This window comes from Halobellus clavatus (genome assembly GCF_900107195.1).
Classification (GTDB): Archaea; Halobacteriota; Halobacteria; order Halobacteriales; family Haloferacaceae; genus Haloquadratum; species Haloquadratum clavatum.
This window is the reverse complement of record NZ_FNPB01000010.1, coordinates 77491-93792: the sequence shown is the minus strand read 5'-3', so window position 1 is coordinate 93792 and position 16302 is coordinate 77491. Positions and strand designations below refer to the sequence as shown.

General features: G+C 66.5%; 16 protein-coding genes. 14 read left to right on the top strand and 2 right to left on the bottom strand.

Going from position 1 to position 16302, the window contains the following annotated elements; translation table 11 throughout:
- Positions 1-78: 78 nt before the first annotated feature.
- Together BLU74_RS13910 and ribH are read right to left on the bottom strand one after the other, a co-directional pair.
- On the bottom strand, positions 79-1227 hold the full coding sequence (locus BLU74_RS13910) for a pyridoxal phosphate-dependent aminotransferase (RefSeq protein WP_089768362.1): 1149 nt from the start codon (positions 1225-1227) through the stop codon (positions 79-81).
- Complete coding sequence (ribH, locus tag BLU74_RS13905; RefSeq protein ID WP_089768361.1) at positions 1224-1628, bottom strand: 6,7-dimethyl-8-ribityllumazine synthase; 405 nt, start codon at positions 1626-1628, stop codon at positions 1224-1226. Before ribH ends, BLU74_RS13910 begins: the two co-directional genes overlap by 4 nt.
- Positions 1629-1778: 150 nt before the next feature.
- Here ribH and BLU74_RS13900 point away from each other — a divergent pair, with 150 nt between their 5' ends.
- The 14 genes from BLU74_RS13900 (at position 1779) to BLU74_RS13835 (ending at position 16261) form a co-directional block, all read left to right on the top strand.
- On the top strand, positions 1779-3752 hold the full coding sequence (locus tag BLU74_RS13900; RefSeq protein WP_089768359.1) for a flippase activity-associated protein Agl23: 1974 nt from the start codon (positions 1779-1781) through the stop codon (positions 3750-3752).
- A 132-nt stretch (positions 3753-3884) separates the two neighbouring features.
- Positions 3885-5036 carry a 5-(carboxyamino)imidazole ribonucleotide synthase gene (locus BLU74_RS13895; RefSeq protein ID WP_089768357.1) on the top strand — a complete coding sequence of 384 codons (1152 nt, stop codon included), beginning with the start codon at positions 3885-3887 and terminating at the stop codon, positions 5034-5036.
- 27 nt (positions 5037-5063) lie between these two features.
- Positions 5064-5714: a 5-(carboxyamino)imidazole ribonucleotide mutase gene (purE, locus tag BLU74_RS13890; RefSeq protein WP_089768444.1), complete on the top strand. Its 651-nt coding sequence runs from the start codon at positions 5064-5066 to the stop codon at positions 5712-5714.
- Between the two features lie 154 nt (positions 5715-5868).
- Positions 5869-6282, top strand: a complete 414-nt coding sequence (locus tag BLU74_RS13885; protein WP_089768355.1) for an NADH-quinone oxidoreductase subunit A — start codon at positions 5869-5871, stop codon at positions 6280-6282.
- Positions 6279-6989 (top strand): NADH-quinone oxidoreductase subunit B, encoded by a 711-nt coding sequence (locus BLU74_RS13880; protein ID WP_089768353.1) that lies wholly within the window; start codon positions 6279-6281, stop codon positions 6987-6989. The genes BLU74_RS13885 and BLU74_RS13880 overlap by 4 nt, the downstream gene beginning before the upstream one ends.
- Positions 6986-8656 carry an NADH-quinone oxidoreductase subunit D gene (locus tag BLU74_RS13875; protein ID WP_089768352.1) on the top strand — a complete coding sequence of 557 codons (1671 nt, stop codon included), beginning with the start codon at positions 6986-6988 and terminating at the stop codon, positions 8654-8656. Before BLU74_RS13880 ends, BLU74_RS13875 begins: the two co-directional genes overlap by 4 nt.
- On the top strand, positions 8656-9717 hold the full coding sequence (locus BLU74_RS13870) for a complex I subunit 1/NuoH family protein (RefSeq protein WP_089768350.1): 1062 nt from the start codon (positions 8656-8658) through the stop codon (positions 9715-9717). Before BLU74_RS13875 ends, BLU74_RS13870 begins: the two co-directional genes overlap by 1 nt.
- Positions 9714-10175 carry a NuoI/complex I 23 kDa subunit family protein gene (locus BLU74_RS13865; RefSeq protein ID WP_089768348.1) on the top strand — a complete coding sequence of 154 codons (462 nt, stop codon included), beginning with the start codon at positions 9714-9716 and terminating at the stop codon, positions 10173-10175. The genes BLU74_RS13870 and BLU74_RS13865 overlap by 4 nt, the downstream gene beginning before the upstream one ends.
- Positions 10176-10282: 107 nt before the next feature.
- On the top strand, positions 10283-10543 hold the full coding sequence (locus BLU74_RS13860; RefSeq protein WP_089768442.1) for an NADH-quinone oxidoreductase subunit J: 261 nt from the start codon (positions 10283-10285) through the stop codon (positions 10541-10543).
- The gene (locus BLU74_RS13855; RefSeq protein WP_089768346.1) at positions 10540-10893 is read left to right on the top strand and encodes a proton-conducting membrane transporter; all 354 of its coding nucleotides are present in this window, start codon (positions 10540-10542) and stop codon (positions 10891-10893) included. The genes BLU74_RS13860 and BLU74_RS13855 overlap by 4 nt, the downstream gene beginning before the upstream one ends.
- Complete coding sequence (gene nuoK, locus BLU74_RS13850; RefSeq protein WP_089768344.1) at positions 10893-11195, top strand: NADH-quinone oxidoreductase subunit NuoK; 303 nt, start codon at positions 10893-10895, stop codon at positions 11193-11195. The genes BLU74_RS13855 and nuoK overlap by 1 nt, the downstream gene beginning before the upstream one ends.
- A gap of 1 nt (position 11196) precedes the next feature.
- The gene (gene nuoL / locus BLU74_RS13845) at positions 11197-13218 is read left to right on the top strand and encodes an NADH-quinone oxidoreductase subunit L (RefSeq protein ID WP_089768342.1); all 2022 of its coding nucleotides are present in this window, start codon (positions 11197-11199) and stop codon (positions 13216-13218) included.
- Positions 13215-14741, top strand: coding sequence for a complex I subunit 4 family protein (locus BLU74_RS13840; protein WP_089768340.1), 1527 nt, complete (start codon positions 13215-13217; stop codon positions 14739-14741). The genes nuoL and BLU74_RS13840 overlap by 4 nt, the downstream gene beginning before the upstream one ends.
- Positions 14741-16261 (top strand): NADH-quinone oxidoreductase subunit N, encoded by a 1521-nt coding sequence (locus BLU74_RS13835; RefSeq protein WP_089768338.1) that lies wholly within the window; start codon positions 14741-14743, stop codon positions 16259-16261. Before BLU74_RS13840 ends, BLU74_RS13835 begins: the two co-directional genes overlap by 1 nt.
- The last annotated feature ends 41 nt before the right edge of the window (positions 16262-16302 follow it).

Genomic DNA, 16302 nt, shown 5'->3' with positions numbered 1-16302 from the left:
CGACCCAGCGCTTCGTTCTCCGTTCTCCGCTCTCCGTTTCCGTTCGCTGTTCTCAGCCCCCGTCCTCCGTTCTCACGCTCAGATGTAGCCGTGCTCGGCGAGACGATCGACGGCCTCGCGGAGCCGTTCCTCGCTGGCTGCGTACGAGATCCGCGCGTAGCCGGGCGATCCGAACGCCGATCCGGGGACGGTCGCGACGTGTGCGTCCTCGATCGCGCCCGCACACCACTCCTGATCGTCCTCAGCCACGGGCAGCATCATATAGAACGCGCCGTCGCCGACCGGGACGTCGACGTCGTGTTCGGCGAAGAGATCGGCGAGCATGTCTCGCCGCTCGCGGAACGCATCGCGCATCTCCAGGACGGCTTCGTCGGTGTGCTCTAAGGCCTCGAGGCCGGCGTGCTGGACGAAGTTCACCGCGCAGGACACCGAATGCGAGTGCAGTTTCGCCGCCTGCGAGACGAGCGACTCGGGCGCGTGGAGGTAACCGAGCCGCCAGCCCGTCATCGAGTACGCCTTCGAGAAGCCGTTGATCGTGACGGTCCGCTCGCCCATCCCCTGAAGCGTCGCGAGGCTCGTCGGTTCGACGCCGTAGGTGATCTGCTGGTAGATCTCATCGGAGATGACGGTGACGTCGTGCTCCACTGCGAGGTCGCGGACGCCCGCCAGCGCCGCGTCGGAGTAGACTGCGCCCGTCGGGTTCGACGGCGAGTTGATCACGAGCAGTTCGGTCTCGTCGGAAACCGCCGCCTCGAGGTCCTCGAGGGCGGGCTCGAGCTGGAAGTCGTACGGCGCGGTGTCGACGCGGTTCAGCGTCCCGCCCGAGAGCTTCGCCATCGCCTCGTAGGAGACCCACGCGGGGTCGAGTAAGACGACCTCGTCCCCGTCGTCGATCAGCGTCTGGAACGTCTCGAAGAGCGCTTGCTTTCCGCCGGGCGTGACGATCACCTCGTCGCTCTCGGCGTCGATGCCGTCGTCGCGGAGTTTGCTCGCGATCGCCTCCCGGAGTTCGGGAATGCCGTTCGAGGGCGTATAGCCAGTGTGTCCGGCGGCCATCGCGTCCTGCCCCGCCGAGACGACGTTCTCCGGGGTCGGGAAGTCCGGTTCGCCGACCGAGAGGTCGACGACGTCGACGCCGTCTGACTCCAGTTCGCTCGCCTTGTTGCTGATCGCCAGGGTCGCGCTCGGTTCCACCCGTTCGACGCGGGCTGCGAAGTCGAAACTCATGCCAACGTCTCCACCATATCGACCGCAGCGTTTACCGCTTCCGCACCTTTGTCGACTCGCTCTCGCGCTTCGGCCCCGCTCTGGCCGGGGCCCGAGACGCCGAGCGTGACCGGCACGTCCCGATCGAGGCTGATCTCCGTGAGCGAGTGCGCCGCGGCGTCCGCGATGACCTGATCGTGATCGGTGTCGCCGGTGACGACCGCGCCGACGACCGCGACCGCGTCGACCTCCTCGCGCCGAGCGAGTCGATCCGCCGCCAGCGGTGCGTCGTACACTCCCGGCACCCGAAGCGTCTCCGTGATCGTCGCGTCGCGTTCGACGGCCGCTTCCTTCGCCGCCGTCGCCATCTCTTCGGTGACCGAGGCGTTGAATTCGGTCACCACCAGTCCGAGCGTTGCCATACTGGTCCGGTCCCACGGGGTCCTCAAAGAGGTATCGGGTGGCCACGCGGGAACCCGCCCCGCGGGCGACTCCACGGACTGCCAGATAGGGTCACGGCGCGCACTGACCAAACACAAGAGTTGTAACGGCGTGGTCGCCAAACACTGGCAATGAGCCCTGATGAGGGCCCCCGCGAAACCGACGAGACGACCTCCAGCAGCCCTCCAGCGGACGCCGGCGGCGACGATCCGTTCGGCGACCCCGTCGCAGTCGGCGACGCCCCCGTCGAAGAGGATCCCGACCCCGGACTCGGCATCGGTGAGACTCCCCCCGGAGAGTCCGCCGTCGACACGACCAGAAGTCCCGAGGGAACCGCCGTCGCCAGCCGCGAGCGCGGTCTCCTCTCCCGCCGACACGCGTTCGCCGGCGTCGCTGCGTTCACCGTCGTGGCACTGGCGCTCAGACTCGTCGCGCTCGGCGGCCGGATCTTCCACTGGGACGAGGGCCGCGTCGGCTACTGGATCCTCCGGTATCACGAGACGGGCATCCACGAGTACCGCCCGATCGTCCACGGCCCGTTCCTCCCGATCGTCAACGACTGGCTGTTCGCGCTCGCGCCCGTCTCTGACTTCCTCGCGCGCTTCCCCGTCGCCGTCGTCGGCGGGTTGCTGCCGCTGTCGGTGTGGCTGTTCCGCGAGCGACTCCGCAACGTGGAACTCGTCGCGCTGGCCGCGCTGTTCGCGCTGAACCCCCTCGCCGTCTACTACTCGCGGTTCATGCGCAACGACGTCCTCGTGGCCGTCTTCGCGTTCGCCGCGCTCGGCTTCGTCGTGCGCGGCTTCGACACCGGCCGACTCCGTTATGCGTTCCCCGCAGCGCTCTCGCTCGGCCTGGGCTTCACGACCAAAGAGAACGCTATCCTCTACGTCCTCTGTTTCCTCGGTGCGGGTGCAGTACTGGCGGACCATCGGCTGCTCGCGGCGCGGGCCCGCGGCGAGGCCGCTCGAAGCGTCGTGGGCCGCTGGCGCGCCGCGATCAGGACACGCCTCCTCGCCCACGGCCCGACGCCGCGCGCGTCGCTCGGCCGCGTCCTCGGCGTCGCCGTCGGCTCGCTGGCGCTGTTCGTCGGCGTCGTGTTGTTCTTCTACGCGCCCCGGCCCGACCTCTGGCAGATGTTCGCCGCGCCCTCGCAGATCCCGGGCGTCCTCGACGCGGGGACGGTCGGTGCGGCCGAGAAGTTCACCGACACGTGGGCCGGCGGCAGCCATCAGGACCACCCGTACCTGCCCTATCTCGGGGACCTCGCAGAGACGCTCGTCTACGGTGCGCCGGCGGTGATCGCCTTCGGCCTGCTGGGTGTCGTGATCGACCGCTACGGGCTGCGCGAGGGCGGACAGCGCGAGCTCGTCTCGTTCGCGACGTACTGGGCGATCGCGTCGCTGTTCGGCTATCCGATCGCCACCGACATCCAGGCCCCCTGGGCGGGCGTCCACGTCGTCGTGCCGCTCGCAATCCCCGCCGCGGTCGGCGTCGGATTCGTCGTCTCGTCCGCACGCGACGCGCTCGACGCACGCGACGCCATCAGCGTCGGCCTGGCCGCTGTCGTCGTGCTCGCGGCGTTCAGCGGTGCCGTCGCGGCCAACGCGACGTACTTCAATACCGCCTCCGAAGAGAATAGAGAAGTACTGCAGTGGGCGCAGCCGGCAAACGACCTCAAGCCTACGATGGAGGCCGCCGGTGCCGTGTCGGCCGCGAACGAAGGCACCGACGTCCTCTTCGTCGGGACGAGCGCGCCCGGGAGCGACAACGAGGTATTCTACGTCCGCAACGAGTCGTCGCTACGGACAGCTCCCCCCGGTGGCCCCGCCTGGCACGACCGCCTCCCGCTCCCGTGGTATCTGGAGAAACACAACGCCACCGTCACCAGTTCGCCGCCCGACGAGACACTCCGAGCACTCGCTGAGGCACCCCCGGTCGTCATCACGAAGGACTACGACCGCGACGAGGTCAGCGAGGAACTGTCGGGATACACCGTCTTCGAACACGACTTCCGGCTCTGGAACGATCGCGTCGTCGTCTACATCGACACCGAACGGCTCCGCGAAGTCGCTCCCGAGCGCGTCGAGGAAGGCACGCAGATCTGACGCGCAGCCAACAGACGCGGCCGGCTTCCCACGCGACACCGTGACCGACGCCCCGCCCCCGGATCCGTCTGTCCGTCTCCCTCACCGGGCCGTTCGGCAAGGTTTATTCACTGTCCTTCGGTAGCCTCGACCGTGACCGTCACCGTTCCCGGCCCCACGCTCGGCGTCGTCGGCGGCGGCCAACTCGGCCGGATGCTCGCCGAGGCGGCCGCCCCGCTCGGTGTCGACGTGGTGGTTCTCGATCCGACCCCGGACTGTCCCGCCGCGCCGGTCGCGCGCGATCAGATCGTCGGCGAGTTCGACGATCCCGCGGCGTTCCGCGAACTGGCCTCGCGGGTCGACGCCCTGACCTTCGAGATCGAACTCGCGGACTCGGCGCTCCTCGAAACGGTTGCCGACGAGTTCGACCTCTCGGTGAACCCGGACCCGGCGACGCTCTCGATGATCGAGGACAAACTGATCCAGAAGCGCACGCTTAGCGAGGCCGGCGTCCCGGTGCCGCCGTTCCGGCGCGTCGACGACGCCGCGGACCTCCGCGACGCGCTCGCGGAGTTCGGCAGCGTGATGCTGAAGGCTCGCACCGGCGGCTACGACGGCCGCGGGAACGTCCCCGTCACCGATCCCGCCGACGCCGAAGACGCGATGGCGGCGGTGGGCGGCCCCGCGATGGCCGAGACATTCGTGGACTTCGCGCGGGAACTCTCGGTGATCGCCGTTCAGGGCGACGACGAGGTCCGGACGTTTCCCGCGGGCGAGAACGTCCACGAGGACGAGATCCTCCGGGAGACGATCCTGCCCGCACGGACCGACGACGAGGTGCTCGCCCGCGCGGCGGACGTCGCCCGCGACGTCCTCGAAACGCTCTCGGGCCGCGGGGTGTTCGGCATCGAACTGTTCGAGACCCCGGATGGCGCGATCTCGGTGAACGAGATCGCGCCGCGGCCGCACAACTCCGGGCACTGGACTATCGAGGGCGCGCGCACCTCACAGTTCGAACAGCACGTCCGCGCCGTGTTGGGCTGGCCGCTCGGCTCGACCCAGTTGCGCTGTCCCACCGTGATGGCGAACGTGCTCGGCACCGTCGAGGAGCCGAAGCCGGCGCGCCTCGGTGCCGTCGAGGCTGTCCTCGGAGACGAGGACGCCTCGCTGCACTGGTATGGGAAAGACGAGGTGCGCCCGCTTCGGAAGATGGGCCACGTGACGCTGACTAGCGCGGACGAGACGGACCCGAGTGACCTCCTCGCGCACGCGAGAGAAGCACGGGACGCGCTCCGATTCGAGTGACGACCAGCGGACGACCGAGTGACGACGATGACTGACTACACCCCAGACGACGACGCCGACGTGACCGTACAGGACCTGATCGACCGCCTCGAGCGCGAGGCCGACGCCGACGCGGACCCGACGGAGACGCCCGACGTGGGCATCATTATGGGATCGGATTCGGACCTCGACACAATGCGCGGCGCGCACGACGCGCTCGATGAACTGGGCTTCGACGAGCAGACCGACTTTCACGACGCCCCCGACGCGCGGTTCACCTACGAGACGTACGTCGTCTCCGCACACCGCACGCCGGAACTGATGTACGCCTACGGCGAGACCGCGGCCGACAGAGGGGTCGACGTGATCGTCGCCGGCGCGGGCGGGAAGTCCGCAGATCTGCCGAATATGACCGCCTCGATCGCCTATCCGGTCCCGGTGATCGGCGTCCCGGTCCAGGAGAAATCCGTCGACAGCGTAATCGGGATGCCCACCGGCGCACCGATCGTCGCAGTCGATGCCGGCAAGTCGTTCAACGCCGCGCTCTCGGCAGTGCAGATCCTCTCGCGCGAACACGACGAACTGGAGACGCGTCTCGTCGAGTACCACGAGTCGCTCGTCGGGGCCGTCGCGCGCGATTCGCGGGACCTCCACGACCGCGGCGTCGACGCCTACGTCGACGAACGCGACGGGGCGTGACCTTTCGGCGCGCGCGCACCCGCCGATCGGCCAGTGCGTGCGATATTCTCGCAGGATTCCGAACCCCGAGCCGCCGGACTTGTGCCCGCACAACAGTATAAATCAACGCTTATGGGGGGGCACTGCTAACTGCCGAACGTCAGGAGATTCAGGAATGAGTGAATGGATCGCAATCGGTGCCCTTGGGCTCGTGGCCGTCGGCATCCCGCTCGGGATGATGGCCGTTTCGGCGCTGCTCCGCCCATCGGTACCCGAACAAGGCAAACGCGCCACCTACGAGAGCGGTGAGGTGCCGACCGGCACGGCGCGCGTCCAGTTTAACATTCAGTACTACATGGTCGCGCTGCTGTTCGTCGTGTTCGACGTCGAGACCGTTCTCATCCTCCCGTGGACCGTCATCTACCGGTCCGCGCTGGACCAGGGAGTCGGACTCACGACGATCCTCGGCCCGATGCTCGCATTCATCGGTGCCCTCGTCGTCGGTCTGGTCTGGGCGTGGCGCAACGGCGCGGTCGAGTGGGTCAAGAGCCCGCTGGCGAACCGCCGAAAGACGGAGAGAAACGCATGAGTAGCGAACGAGACAGACCATTTGTCACGGACGACACGCAAGTACAGACCGAGACCCGAGACGCCCGGATGACGGGCGGCGGCGCGGACAACCGGTTCAACTCGAAACTCCGGGAGGCGTTCGGCTCCTCGCCGTTCATCCTCACCAAGTTCGACCAGTTTATGAACTGGGTCCGCGGGTCCTCGATGTTTATGCTGCAGTTCGGGATTGCGTGCTGCAGCATCGAGATGATGCACACCTACTCCGTGAAGCACGACCTCGATCGCTTCGCGGCCGGGGTCCCTCGCGCGTCGCCGCGACAGGCCGACGTGATCATCGTCCCCGGGACGATCGTCTCGAAGTTCGCCCCGCGGATGAAGCGGGTCTACGACCAGATGCCCGAGCCGAAGTTCGTCGTGGGGATGGGCTCGTGTACGATCTCGGGCGGCCCGTTCCAGGAGGGCTACAACGTCATCAAGGGCGCCGAAGAGGTCATCCCGGTGGACATCCACGTCCCGGGCTGTCCCCCGCGCCCCGAGGCGCTGATCTACGGCGTCGCCAAATTGCAGCAGCGGATCGCCGAAGGCGAGTCGAGTCCGGTGACGGTCAAGCCGTACGAACTCGAACAGTTCGACGACCTCGAACAGGACGAGATCGTCGAGAAGCTCGCAGACCAGATCGACGAAGACGATCTGGTGATGCGATACAACTGGGCTGATTCGCCATGAGCTTAGAGGAACCGACGCCCGACGACGGCGCTGTCGAGACGCTGCCGACCGGTGCCGACGAGATCGCGGAACTGCTCGGCGACCTCGTGATCGACACGGAAACGCACGTCAACGCGCCCGGATTCGTGATCCGGCCGGACACGGTCCAGGAGACGCTCCGCCGCCTCCGCGACGAGGCCGGATTCGATCACCTCTCGTGTGTCACCGCCGAAGAGCGTGAGGACCGCTACGAGTCGATCTATCACCTCACGAGCTTCGACGACCGCCAGCGCGAGGTCAGCGTCATCGTCCCGACGACCAAAGACGACCCCGTGAGCGAATCGGCCGCGCCGGTGTTCCGGACGGCTGACTGGCACGAGCGGGAGGCCTACGACCTCGTCGGGATCGACTACGACGACCATCCGGATCTGCGACGGATTCTCCTGCCCGAGACCTGGCAGGGGCACCCGCTCTCACAGAACTACGACCAGGACCGGCCGCAGATCGTCACGCTCGACGAGTGGGAGAATCCGCTCGCTGAGGACCACCGCGAAGACGAGGGCGACACGATGTACATCAACATCGGGCCGCACCACCCCGCGACCCACGGGGTCCTCCACGTGAAGACGGTCCTCGACGGCGAGCAGGTCGCAGACGTCGACCCCGACATCGGCTACCTCCACCGCTGTGAGGAGCAGATGTGTCAGACGAAGACCTACCGGCACCAGATTATGCCGTACCCCGACCGCTGGGACTACGCCTCCTCTGGACTCCTCAACGAGTGGGCGTACGCCCGCGCGGCCGAGGACCTCAACGACATCGAGGTGCCGGAGTACGCACAGATCATCCGGACGATGGGGTCGGAACTCTGCCGGATCGCCTCACACATGCTCGCAGTCGGCACGTTCGCGCTCGACGTCTACGGCGACTTCACCGCGATCTTTATGTATGCGATGCGGGACCGCGAGAAGACCCAGAACATCCTCGAAGACCTGACCGGCCAGCGGATGATGTTCAACTACTTCCGACTGGGCGGGGTCGTCTGGGACCTTCCCGAGCCCCGTGACGAGTTCTTCGAGACGGTCCGCGACTTCCTCGACGACCTCCCGCAGGCGCTCGAGGAGTACCACGATCTCATCACCGGCAACGAGATCCTGCAGTCTCGGACCATCGACACGGGCGTCCTTCCGCCGGAGGTCGCGAAGTCCTACGGCGCGACCGGACCGGTCGCCCGCGGCTCCGGCATCGACTACGACCTCCGCCGCGACGATCCCTACGGCTACTACGACGAACTCGAGTGGGACGTCATCACCGAGGACGGCTGTGACAACTTCAGCCGTCTGCTGGTGCGGCTCCGAGAGGTCGAGGAGTCGGCGAAGATCATCGAACAGTGCGCGGACCTGCTCGAGGACTGGCCCGAAGACGAACGGGAGATCCAGGCGAACGTCCCGCGGACGCTCAAGCCCGACGACGACACGGAGATCTACCGTGCCGTCGAGGCCGCGAAGGGCGAACTGGGCATCTACATCCGCGGCGACGGCACCGACAAGCCAGGCCGGTTCAAGATCCGCAGTCCGTGCTTCTCGAACCTTCAGACGCTGCCCGAGATGTCCACCGGCGAATACATCCCGGATATGGTCGCCTCGCTCGGTAGCCTCGACATCGTCCTCGGCGAGGTGGATCGCTGATGGTCACGCCGCTCCAGTCGCAGGTACTCCTGCCCGAGCGGATCGCCGGGCTCCTCGGCCTCTCCGGAACGATCGGTCAGATCGTCGGTGGCCTCCTCGGCGCGTTCATCATCGCCAATCTCCTCTTGGTCCAGACGGCCGTCGCCGGCCCGTGGGCCAAGCGGAAGATTACCGCGGCCTTCACCGACCGAATCGCGGTCAACCGCGTCGGCCCGTTCGGCCTGGTCGTGATCGTCGCCGACGCCGTCCGCCTGCTCTCGAAGGAGCTCGTGATTCCGGAGGGCGTCGACCGGCCCGCGTACGACCTCGGTCCGCTTCTGGTGCCGTTCTCCGCACTGCTCGGGTTCGCCGTGATCCCGATGGGTAACGGCATTCACCTCGCCGATCCGGAGACGGGGCTCGTCTTCGCCTTCGCGGCGTCGTCGATCGCCTCGCTCGGCCTGGTGATGATGGGCTACGGCTCGAACAACAAGTACTCGCTCCTGGGCGGCCTGCGCGCGATCGCGTCGAACATCGCGTACGAGATCCCGCTCGTCGTCACCGCGGCGTCGGTGGTCGTGTTCACCGGCACCCTGCAGATGAGCGAGATCGTCGCCCAGCAGACCCAACCGCTGCTGTCGATCGCTGGCGTCACGATCCCGCAGTGGTTCGCTATCGTCAATCCCTTCGCCTTCGTGCTCTTCGTGGTGGCGAACCTCGCAGAGGTCGGCCGGAACCCCTTCGACGTTCCGGAGGCCCCGACCGAGATCGTCGCCGGCTTCCAGACCGAGTACTCCTCGGTGTACTTCGTCCTGATCTACCTGGGTGAGTTCATCCACATCTTCCTCGGCGGCGCGATCGCCGCGACGCTGTTCCTCGGCGGCCCGGCCGGACCGTTCCTCCCGGGCTTCGTGTGGTTCACGATCAAGATCTGGGCGTTCTACCTGTTCACGCAGTGGGCGCGCTCGGCGATTCCGCGCGTTCGGATCGATCAGTTCCTGGACATCGGCTGGAAGGGGATGCTCGTACTCTCCTTCGCGAACCTGGCACTCACGGCCATCATCGTGGGAGTGATAGCATGATTGGCGTACTCAAATCGATGGCGACGACGATGAAGCACGCACTGGACGGCGAGACGTTCACGGTCGAGTATCCGGACGTCGCACCCGAAGTGAGCCCTCGCTTCCGCGGGGTCCACAAGTTCAGCCAGGAGCGCTGCATCTGGTGTCGCCAGTGCGAGAACGTCTGTCCCAACGACACGATTCAGATCGTACAGGACGACCAGCGCAACGGCGAGGAGTACAACCTCCACATCGGACAGTGCATCTACTGCCGACTCTGCGAGGAGGTCTGCCCCGTCGATGCGATCCTGCTCACGCAGAACTTCGAGTTCACCGCCGACACGAAGGACGACTTCGTGTACAACAAAGAGCAGTTGAAGAACGTCCCGTGGTACAAGGACATCGACCCGCTCAACTCCCGGGAACCCGATCGCGACGCGTGGATCGGCGAGGGGGAGGGCGAGGTGGACTACCAGTGAGGTGAAACCCCTCGATCACGGGTTCGGCCCGTGAAGTCCACGGCTCGTTTCGGATGTTCGCGGACTTCTCGAAATCTTCAAAGGGGTTCCTCAAGGAGACACATACAATGGTTTACGAGACCATCGCGTTCGCGCTGTTCGCCCTCGTGACCGTGGGCTGCAGCCTGGGCGTCGTCCTCGTGCGGGATATCTGGCACTCCGCACTCCTGCTCGGGGGCGCGCTCTTGAGCGTCGCGGTGCACTACGTGATGTTACAGGCCGAATTTCTGGCCGCGATGCAGATCCTCGTCTACGTGGGCGGGGTTCTCATCCTCATCACGTTCGCCGTGATGCTGACGCGCACACAACCGGAGGTGAGTAGCACATGACCACGAAGCCTGAACTGAAGCTCGGATCGCACCTACTGCCCGGCCTCGCGGCCGCGGCGCTGTTCGTCGTGATGGCCACGACGTTCCTCACGGCGTCGTTCCCCGACCCACAGGGGTTCGCCGAGGGATCGAACATCACCGCGAGCATCGGATATGCGATGTTCAATCTCGACCTCGGCGACGTGCCGGGTGAGAGTTTCCTCGCGGCGTTCCTCCTGATCGCCGTCGCGCTGGACGTCGCCCTCGACGGGGCGGTGCACCTCGCACGGCGGAGCGACGACGAGGACCGGGCGCTGCTGACCGACGGCGGGACGAAGCTCAAACAGACGCTCTTCGGAGGTGAGGACTGATGGTCCCACCGGAGTACTATCTGCTCCTCTCGGCCGCCGTCTTCTGTATCGGGCTGTTCGGGATCCTCACGCGCCGGAACGCGCTGTTGATCCTGATGTCGGTCGAACTGATGATGAACGCCGCGAACATCAACCTCGTCGCGTTCTCCTACGTCTGGGGGAACGTCACGGGACAGACGTTCGGGCTGTTCGTGATGGCACTCGCCGCCGCCGAAGTCGCGATCGGGATCGGGATCGTCCTGGTGCTGTACCGCAACTTCGACGGCGTCGACGTCACTGAAGCGACAACGATGAGGTGGTAAGATGGCAGGAATACTCGACTTCGCACCCGCGATCGTGTTGTTGCCGTTCGTCTCGTTCCTCGTCGCGCTCGCGGTCGGCGACCGCCTGCCGAAGGGCGGCGCGCTGGCCGGGATCGCCGCGACGGCCGGCTCGCTACTCCTGGCCGCCGCGACGTTCCTGACGGTCTCCGGCGGGCAGACGTACAACGCGACGATCTACACGTGGGCCGAGGGACTCAATGCGGTCGATCTGAGTTTCGGCCTTCTGATCGACCCGCTGTCGGCGATGATGCTGCTCATCGTGACGCTCATCGCCTTCCTGGTCCACGTTTTCAGTCTCGGCTATATGAACGACGAGGGCGAGACCGGACTCCCACGGTACTACGCCGGCCTCGGCCTGTTCACCGCGTCGATGCTCGGATTCGTCGTGGCGAACAACCTCCTGATGGCGTTTATGTTCTTCGAGCTGGTCGGGCTCTGCTCGTACCTGCTCATCGGCTTCCACTTCCGGGAGCCCGGTCCGCCGAGCGCCGCGAAGAAGGCGTTCCTCGTCACGCGGTTTGGGGACTACTTCTTCCTCGTCGGCGTCGTCGCGGTCTTCGCGACGTTCGGCACGGCGGCGTTCGCCGGCGACGGCTCGTTCCCGGTCCTCGCCGAAGCCGCGCTCAACGGTGAGGCCGGTTCGGTCACCACCTTCGGCTTCGCGCCGCAGACGTGGTTCACCATCGTCGGCCTGCTTATCCTCGGCGGCGTGATCGGCAAGTCCGCGCAGTTCCCGCTGCACACGTGGCTGCCGGACGCGATGGAAGGCCCGACGCCGGTCTCGGCGCTCATCCACGCGGCGACGATGGTCGCTGCCGGGGTCTACCTCGTCGCGCGGATGTACGGCTTCTACGCGCTCTCACCGAACGCCCTGGCGATCATCGCGTTCGTCGGCGGCTTCACCGCGCTGTTCGCCGCCACGATGGGCGTCGTCAAGCGCGAGATCAAGCAGGTGCTTGCGTACTCGACCATCTCGCAGTACGGCTATATGATGCTCGGCCTCGGTGGCGGCGGCTACGTCGCCGCGACCTTCCACCTGATGACGCACGCGTTCTTCAAGGCGCTGCTCTTCCTGGGTGCGGGATCGGTCATCATCGCGATGCATCACAACGAGAATATGTGGGACATGGGCGGCCTCAAAGACAAGATGCCCGTGACCTACTACACCTTCCTCTCGGGGTCGCTCGCGCTCGCGGGCATCGTCCCCTTCGCCGGCTTCTGGTCGAAGGACGAGGTCCTGTATGAGACGCTCATCCACGGCCTCGGCGGGAACCCGATTCTGCTCGGCGCGTACGCGATGGGTCTCCTCGCCGTGTTCTTCACCGGGTTCTACACCTTCCGGATGGTGTTCCTCACGTTCCACGGCAACCCGCGCTCGCAGACGGCGCGCGATCCGCACGGGGTCGGCTGGAACGTGAAGGCTCCGCTCGTCGTGCTCGGCGTCCTGGCCGCGACGGCCGGACTGGTGAACATGGTGCCGGTGGAGAAACTGCTCGGGATCAAGGGCATCGACTTCCTGCACCAGTGGCTCGACGGCGGCTACGCGTCTCTGACCGCGCACCACTACGGCGAACTCATCCCGTACAGTTCGTCGTACATCGGCAGCGAGGCCACGACGGTGGCACTCGGTGCCGGAATCTCGCTCGGCCTGGCACTGGCTGGGGCGGGGCTCGCGTACCTCCTGTACGACGTCCCCGAACCGATCCGACACACCGACCGGCTCGGGCGCATCAAGACGCTGCTGTACAACAACTACTACCAGGACGAGTACCAGGTCTGGCTGGCCAACGGTGTGACGCGGCCGGTCGCGCGTGCCGCCAACAAGTTCGACGGCGGCATCGTCGACGGCGTGGTCAACGGCGTCTCGAGCGTCAGCCTGTTCTCGGGCAGTCGCATTCGCCGCATCCAGACGGGTGTGGTGAGTAACTACGCGGCGCTGCTCACGCTCGGCCTGACCGCACTTCTCGTCGCCTTCGGTCTCCTCGGAGGGTGGTTCGTATGATCATTGAAGCGCTCATCGCTGTCACGTTCCTCGCCGCGCTGGTCGTGTTCGTCGCCCCCGACGAGTACGCCGGTCGACTCGCGGCGGCACTCAGCGCGCTCCCGGTGCTCGGGAGCCTCTGGATGTGGGCACAGTACGACGCGAGCGGCAACGCCCTCCTGGGCGGGTCGATCGCGTTCGAGACGGACTTCGTCTGGCTGACGCTCGGCAGTCTCGATCTGCACTGGTTCGTCGGCGTCGACGGCATCAGCCTGCCGCTGGTCGTCCTCACGACGATCCTCTCGACGCTGGCGATCATCAGCGCGTGGACGCCCATCTCCGAGCGCCAGTCGCAGTTCTACGGACTGATGCTGTTTATGGAGGCGAACCTCCTGGGCGTCTTCACTGCGCTCGACTTCTTCGCGTGGTTCGTCTTCTGGGAGGCCGTCCTCGTCCCGATGTACTTCCTCATCGGCGTCTGGGGCGGTCCGAACCGGCGCTACGCCGCGATCAAGTTCTTCGTATACACGAACGTGGCGTCGCTCGTGATGTTCATCGGGTTCATCGCGCTGGTCTTCGGCCTCGGCGACTCGGTGTCGTCGATGCGACTCCCGGAGATCGCCCAGGCGCTCCGAGCGGGTGAACTCGCCGGCTTCGCGGGGCTGAATGCCGGGATGCTGAAGACCGTCGCCTTCGTGGCGATGTTCCTCGGCTTCGCGGTGAAAGTGCCTGTCGCGCCGCTGCACACGTGGCTGCCCGACGCCCACGTCGAGGCCCCGACGCCGGTGTCGGTGATGCTGGCGGGCGTCCTCCTGAAGATGGGGACCTACGCCCTGCTGCGGTTCAACTTCACGATGATGCCCGACGTGGCGACGGCGCTCGTCGTCCCCATCGCGGGGATCGCCGTCATCAGCGTCATCTACGGCGCGCTCCTGGCGCTCGCACAGCAGGACCTCAAGCGCATCGTCGCGTACTCGTCGGTCTCGTCGATGGGGTACGTGATCCTGGGACTCGTCGCGTACACCACCTACGGCGTCGGCGGCGCGACGTTCCAGATGATCGCGCACGGACTCATCTCCGGACTGATGTTTATGGCGGTCGGCGTCATTTACAACACGACCCACACGCGGATGGTGGGCGATATGTCCGGGATCGCAGACCGGATGCCCGTCACCGCCGGCATCTTCGTCGCCGGCGCGTTCGGGTATATGGGCCTGCCGCTGATGGCCGGCTTCGCGGGCGAGTTCTTCATCTTCAAGGGCTCGTTCGCCTCGACGGTCCACTCGGGAATGCCGCTGTTCACCGCGGCGGCGATGTTCGGCATCGTGATCGTCGCGGGCTACCTGCTGTTCGCGATGCAGCGGACGCTGTTCGGTCCGTTCAGTTTCGACGGTGACTACGAGATCACCACCGCACCGATGCAGGACGTCGCGCCGCTCGCGGTGCTCCTGCTCCTCGTGATCGTCCTCGGGGTCGCCCCCGACCTCTTCTTCGGGATGATCCAAGATGCGGTTAATCCGATCCTGACGGGAGGTGGGCTGTGATGTCCGTCCTCCTCCAGACGGCGGAGGCCACCACGCCGATGTGGTCGGCGCTCGCGCCCGCGATCGTCCTCGCGCTGACGGGGCTCGTGCTCCTCGGGATCGATACGGTGTGGAGCGACGATCCGAACAACACGGTCCTGGCCGGGACCGCTGCTGGCGGCTCGCTGCTGGCGTTCGGGATCACCGCCTGGTTCCTCGTCGCCGGGACGGGTCAGCCACAGACCGGCGGTGCGATCTCGCTGTACGGCGAGTCGCTCGTCGTCGACGGGATGAGCCTCTTCTTCACGCTCATCACGACGATCGTCACGGCGATGGTGGCCGTCGCCGCCTACGACTATCTCGACGGACACGAGCACCGCGCGGAGTTCTACTCGATGGTGCTCTTCGCTGCGACCGGGATGGCGACGATGGCGACGGCGAACTCCCTGGCGACGGCGTTCGTCAGCTTAGAGCTCGCGTCACTCCCGTCGTACGCACTCGTCGCGTACCTCCGGAAGAACCGCGGCAGCGTCGAGGCGGGGCTGAAGTACCTGCTGATCGGATCGGTCTCCTCGGCGGTGTTCGTCTTCGGTATCAGCCTGATCTACGCCGCGTCGGGTTCGCTCATCTTCGCCGACGTCGCGTCGGCGCTCGGGTCCGGCGTCTCCGAGATGACCGGCGTCGTGGGACTCGGCGTGCTGATGATCGTCGGCGGGATGGCGTTCAAGACGGCCTCCGTGCCGTTCCACTTCTGGGCGCCGGAGGCGTACGAGGGCGCGCCCGCGCCGATCTCCGCGTTCCTCTCCTCGGCCTCGAAGGCGGCGGGCTTCGCGCTCGCGTTCCGCGTCTTCGTCGAGGCGTTCCCGCTCGGGGCGATCCCGGCGGGCGTCGACTGGGTGCTCGCCTTCCAGGTGCTGGCCGTCGTCACGATGACGCTCGGTAACTTCGCGGCCGCGACACAGGAGAATGTCAAGCGGATGCTCGCGTACTCCTCGATCGGCCACGCGGGCTATGCGCTGATCGGTCTCGCGGCGCTGACCGCAGGCGGTCCCAACGGCGACGTGCTCGGGGCCTCGATGGCACACCTGCTCGTCTACGGCTTTATGAACACGGGCGCGTTCCTGTTCATCGCACTGGTCGAGCACTGGGGTGTCGGTCGGACGTTCGAGGACTACAACGGCCTCGCCTCGGCCGCCCCCGTCGCCGCAGTGGCGATGACGGTGTTCATGTTCAGCCTCGCGGGGCTCCCGCCGTTCGGCGGCTTCCTCTCGAAGTACGCCCTATTCTACTCGGCCATCGAGTCCGGGTTCTGGTGGCTCGCCGCCGTCGGCGCGGTCAACAGCGCGCTGTCGCTGTTCTACTACAGCCGCGTCGTGAAGGCGATGTGGATCGAAGAGCCCAGCGGAACCTTCGAGATCCAGAGCCGACCGGTCGGCCTCTACGCGGCCGTGCTCTTCGCCGGACTGGGGACGCTGCTCTTGCTCCCCGCCTTCGGTCCGGTCATCGAGACGGCCCAGACTGTCGCGGCGGCGCTGTTCTAACGCCGCCCCGTCTGCTCTGTCGCTGACGATGGCGGAGACTC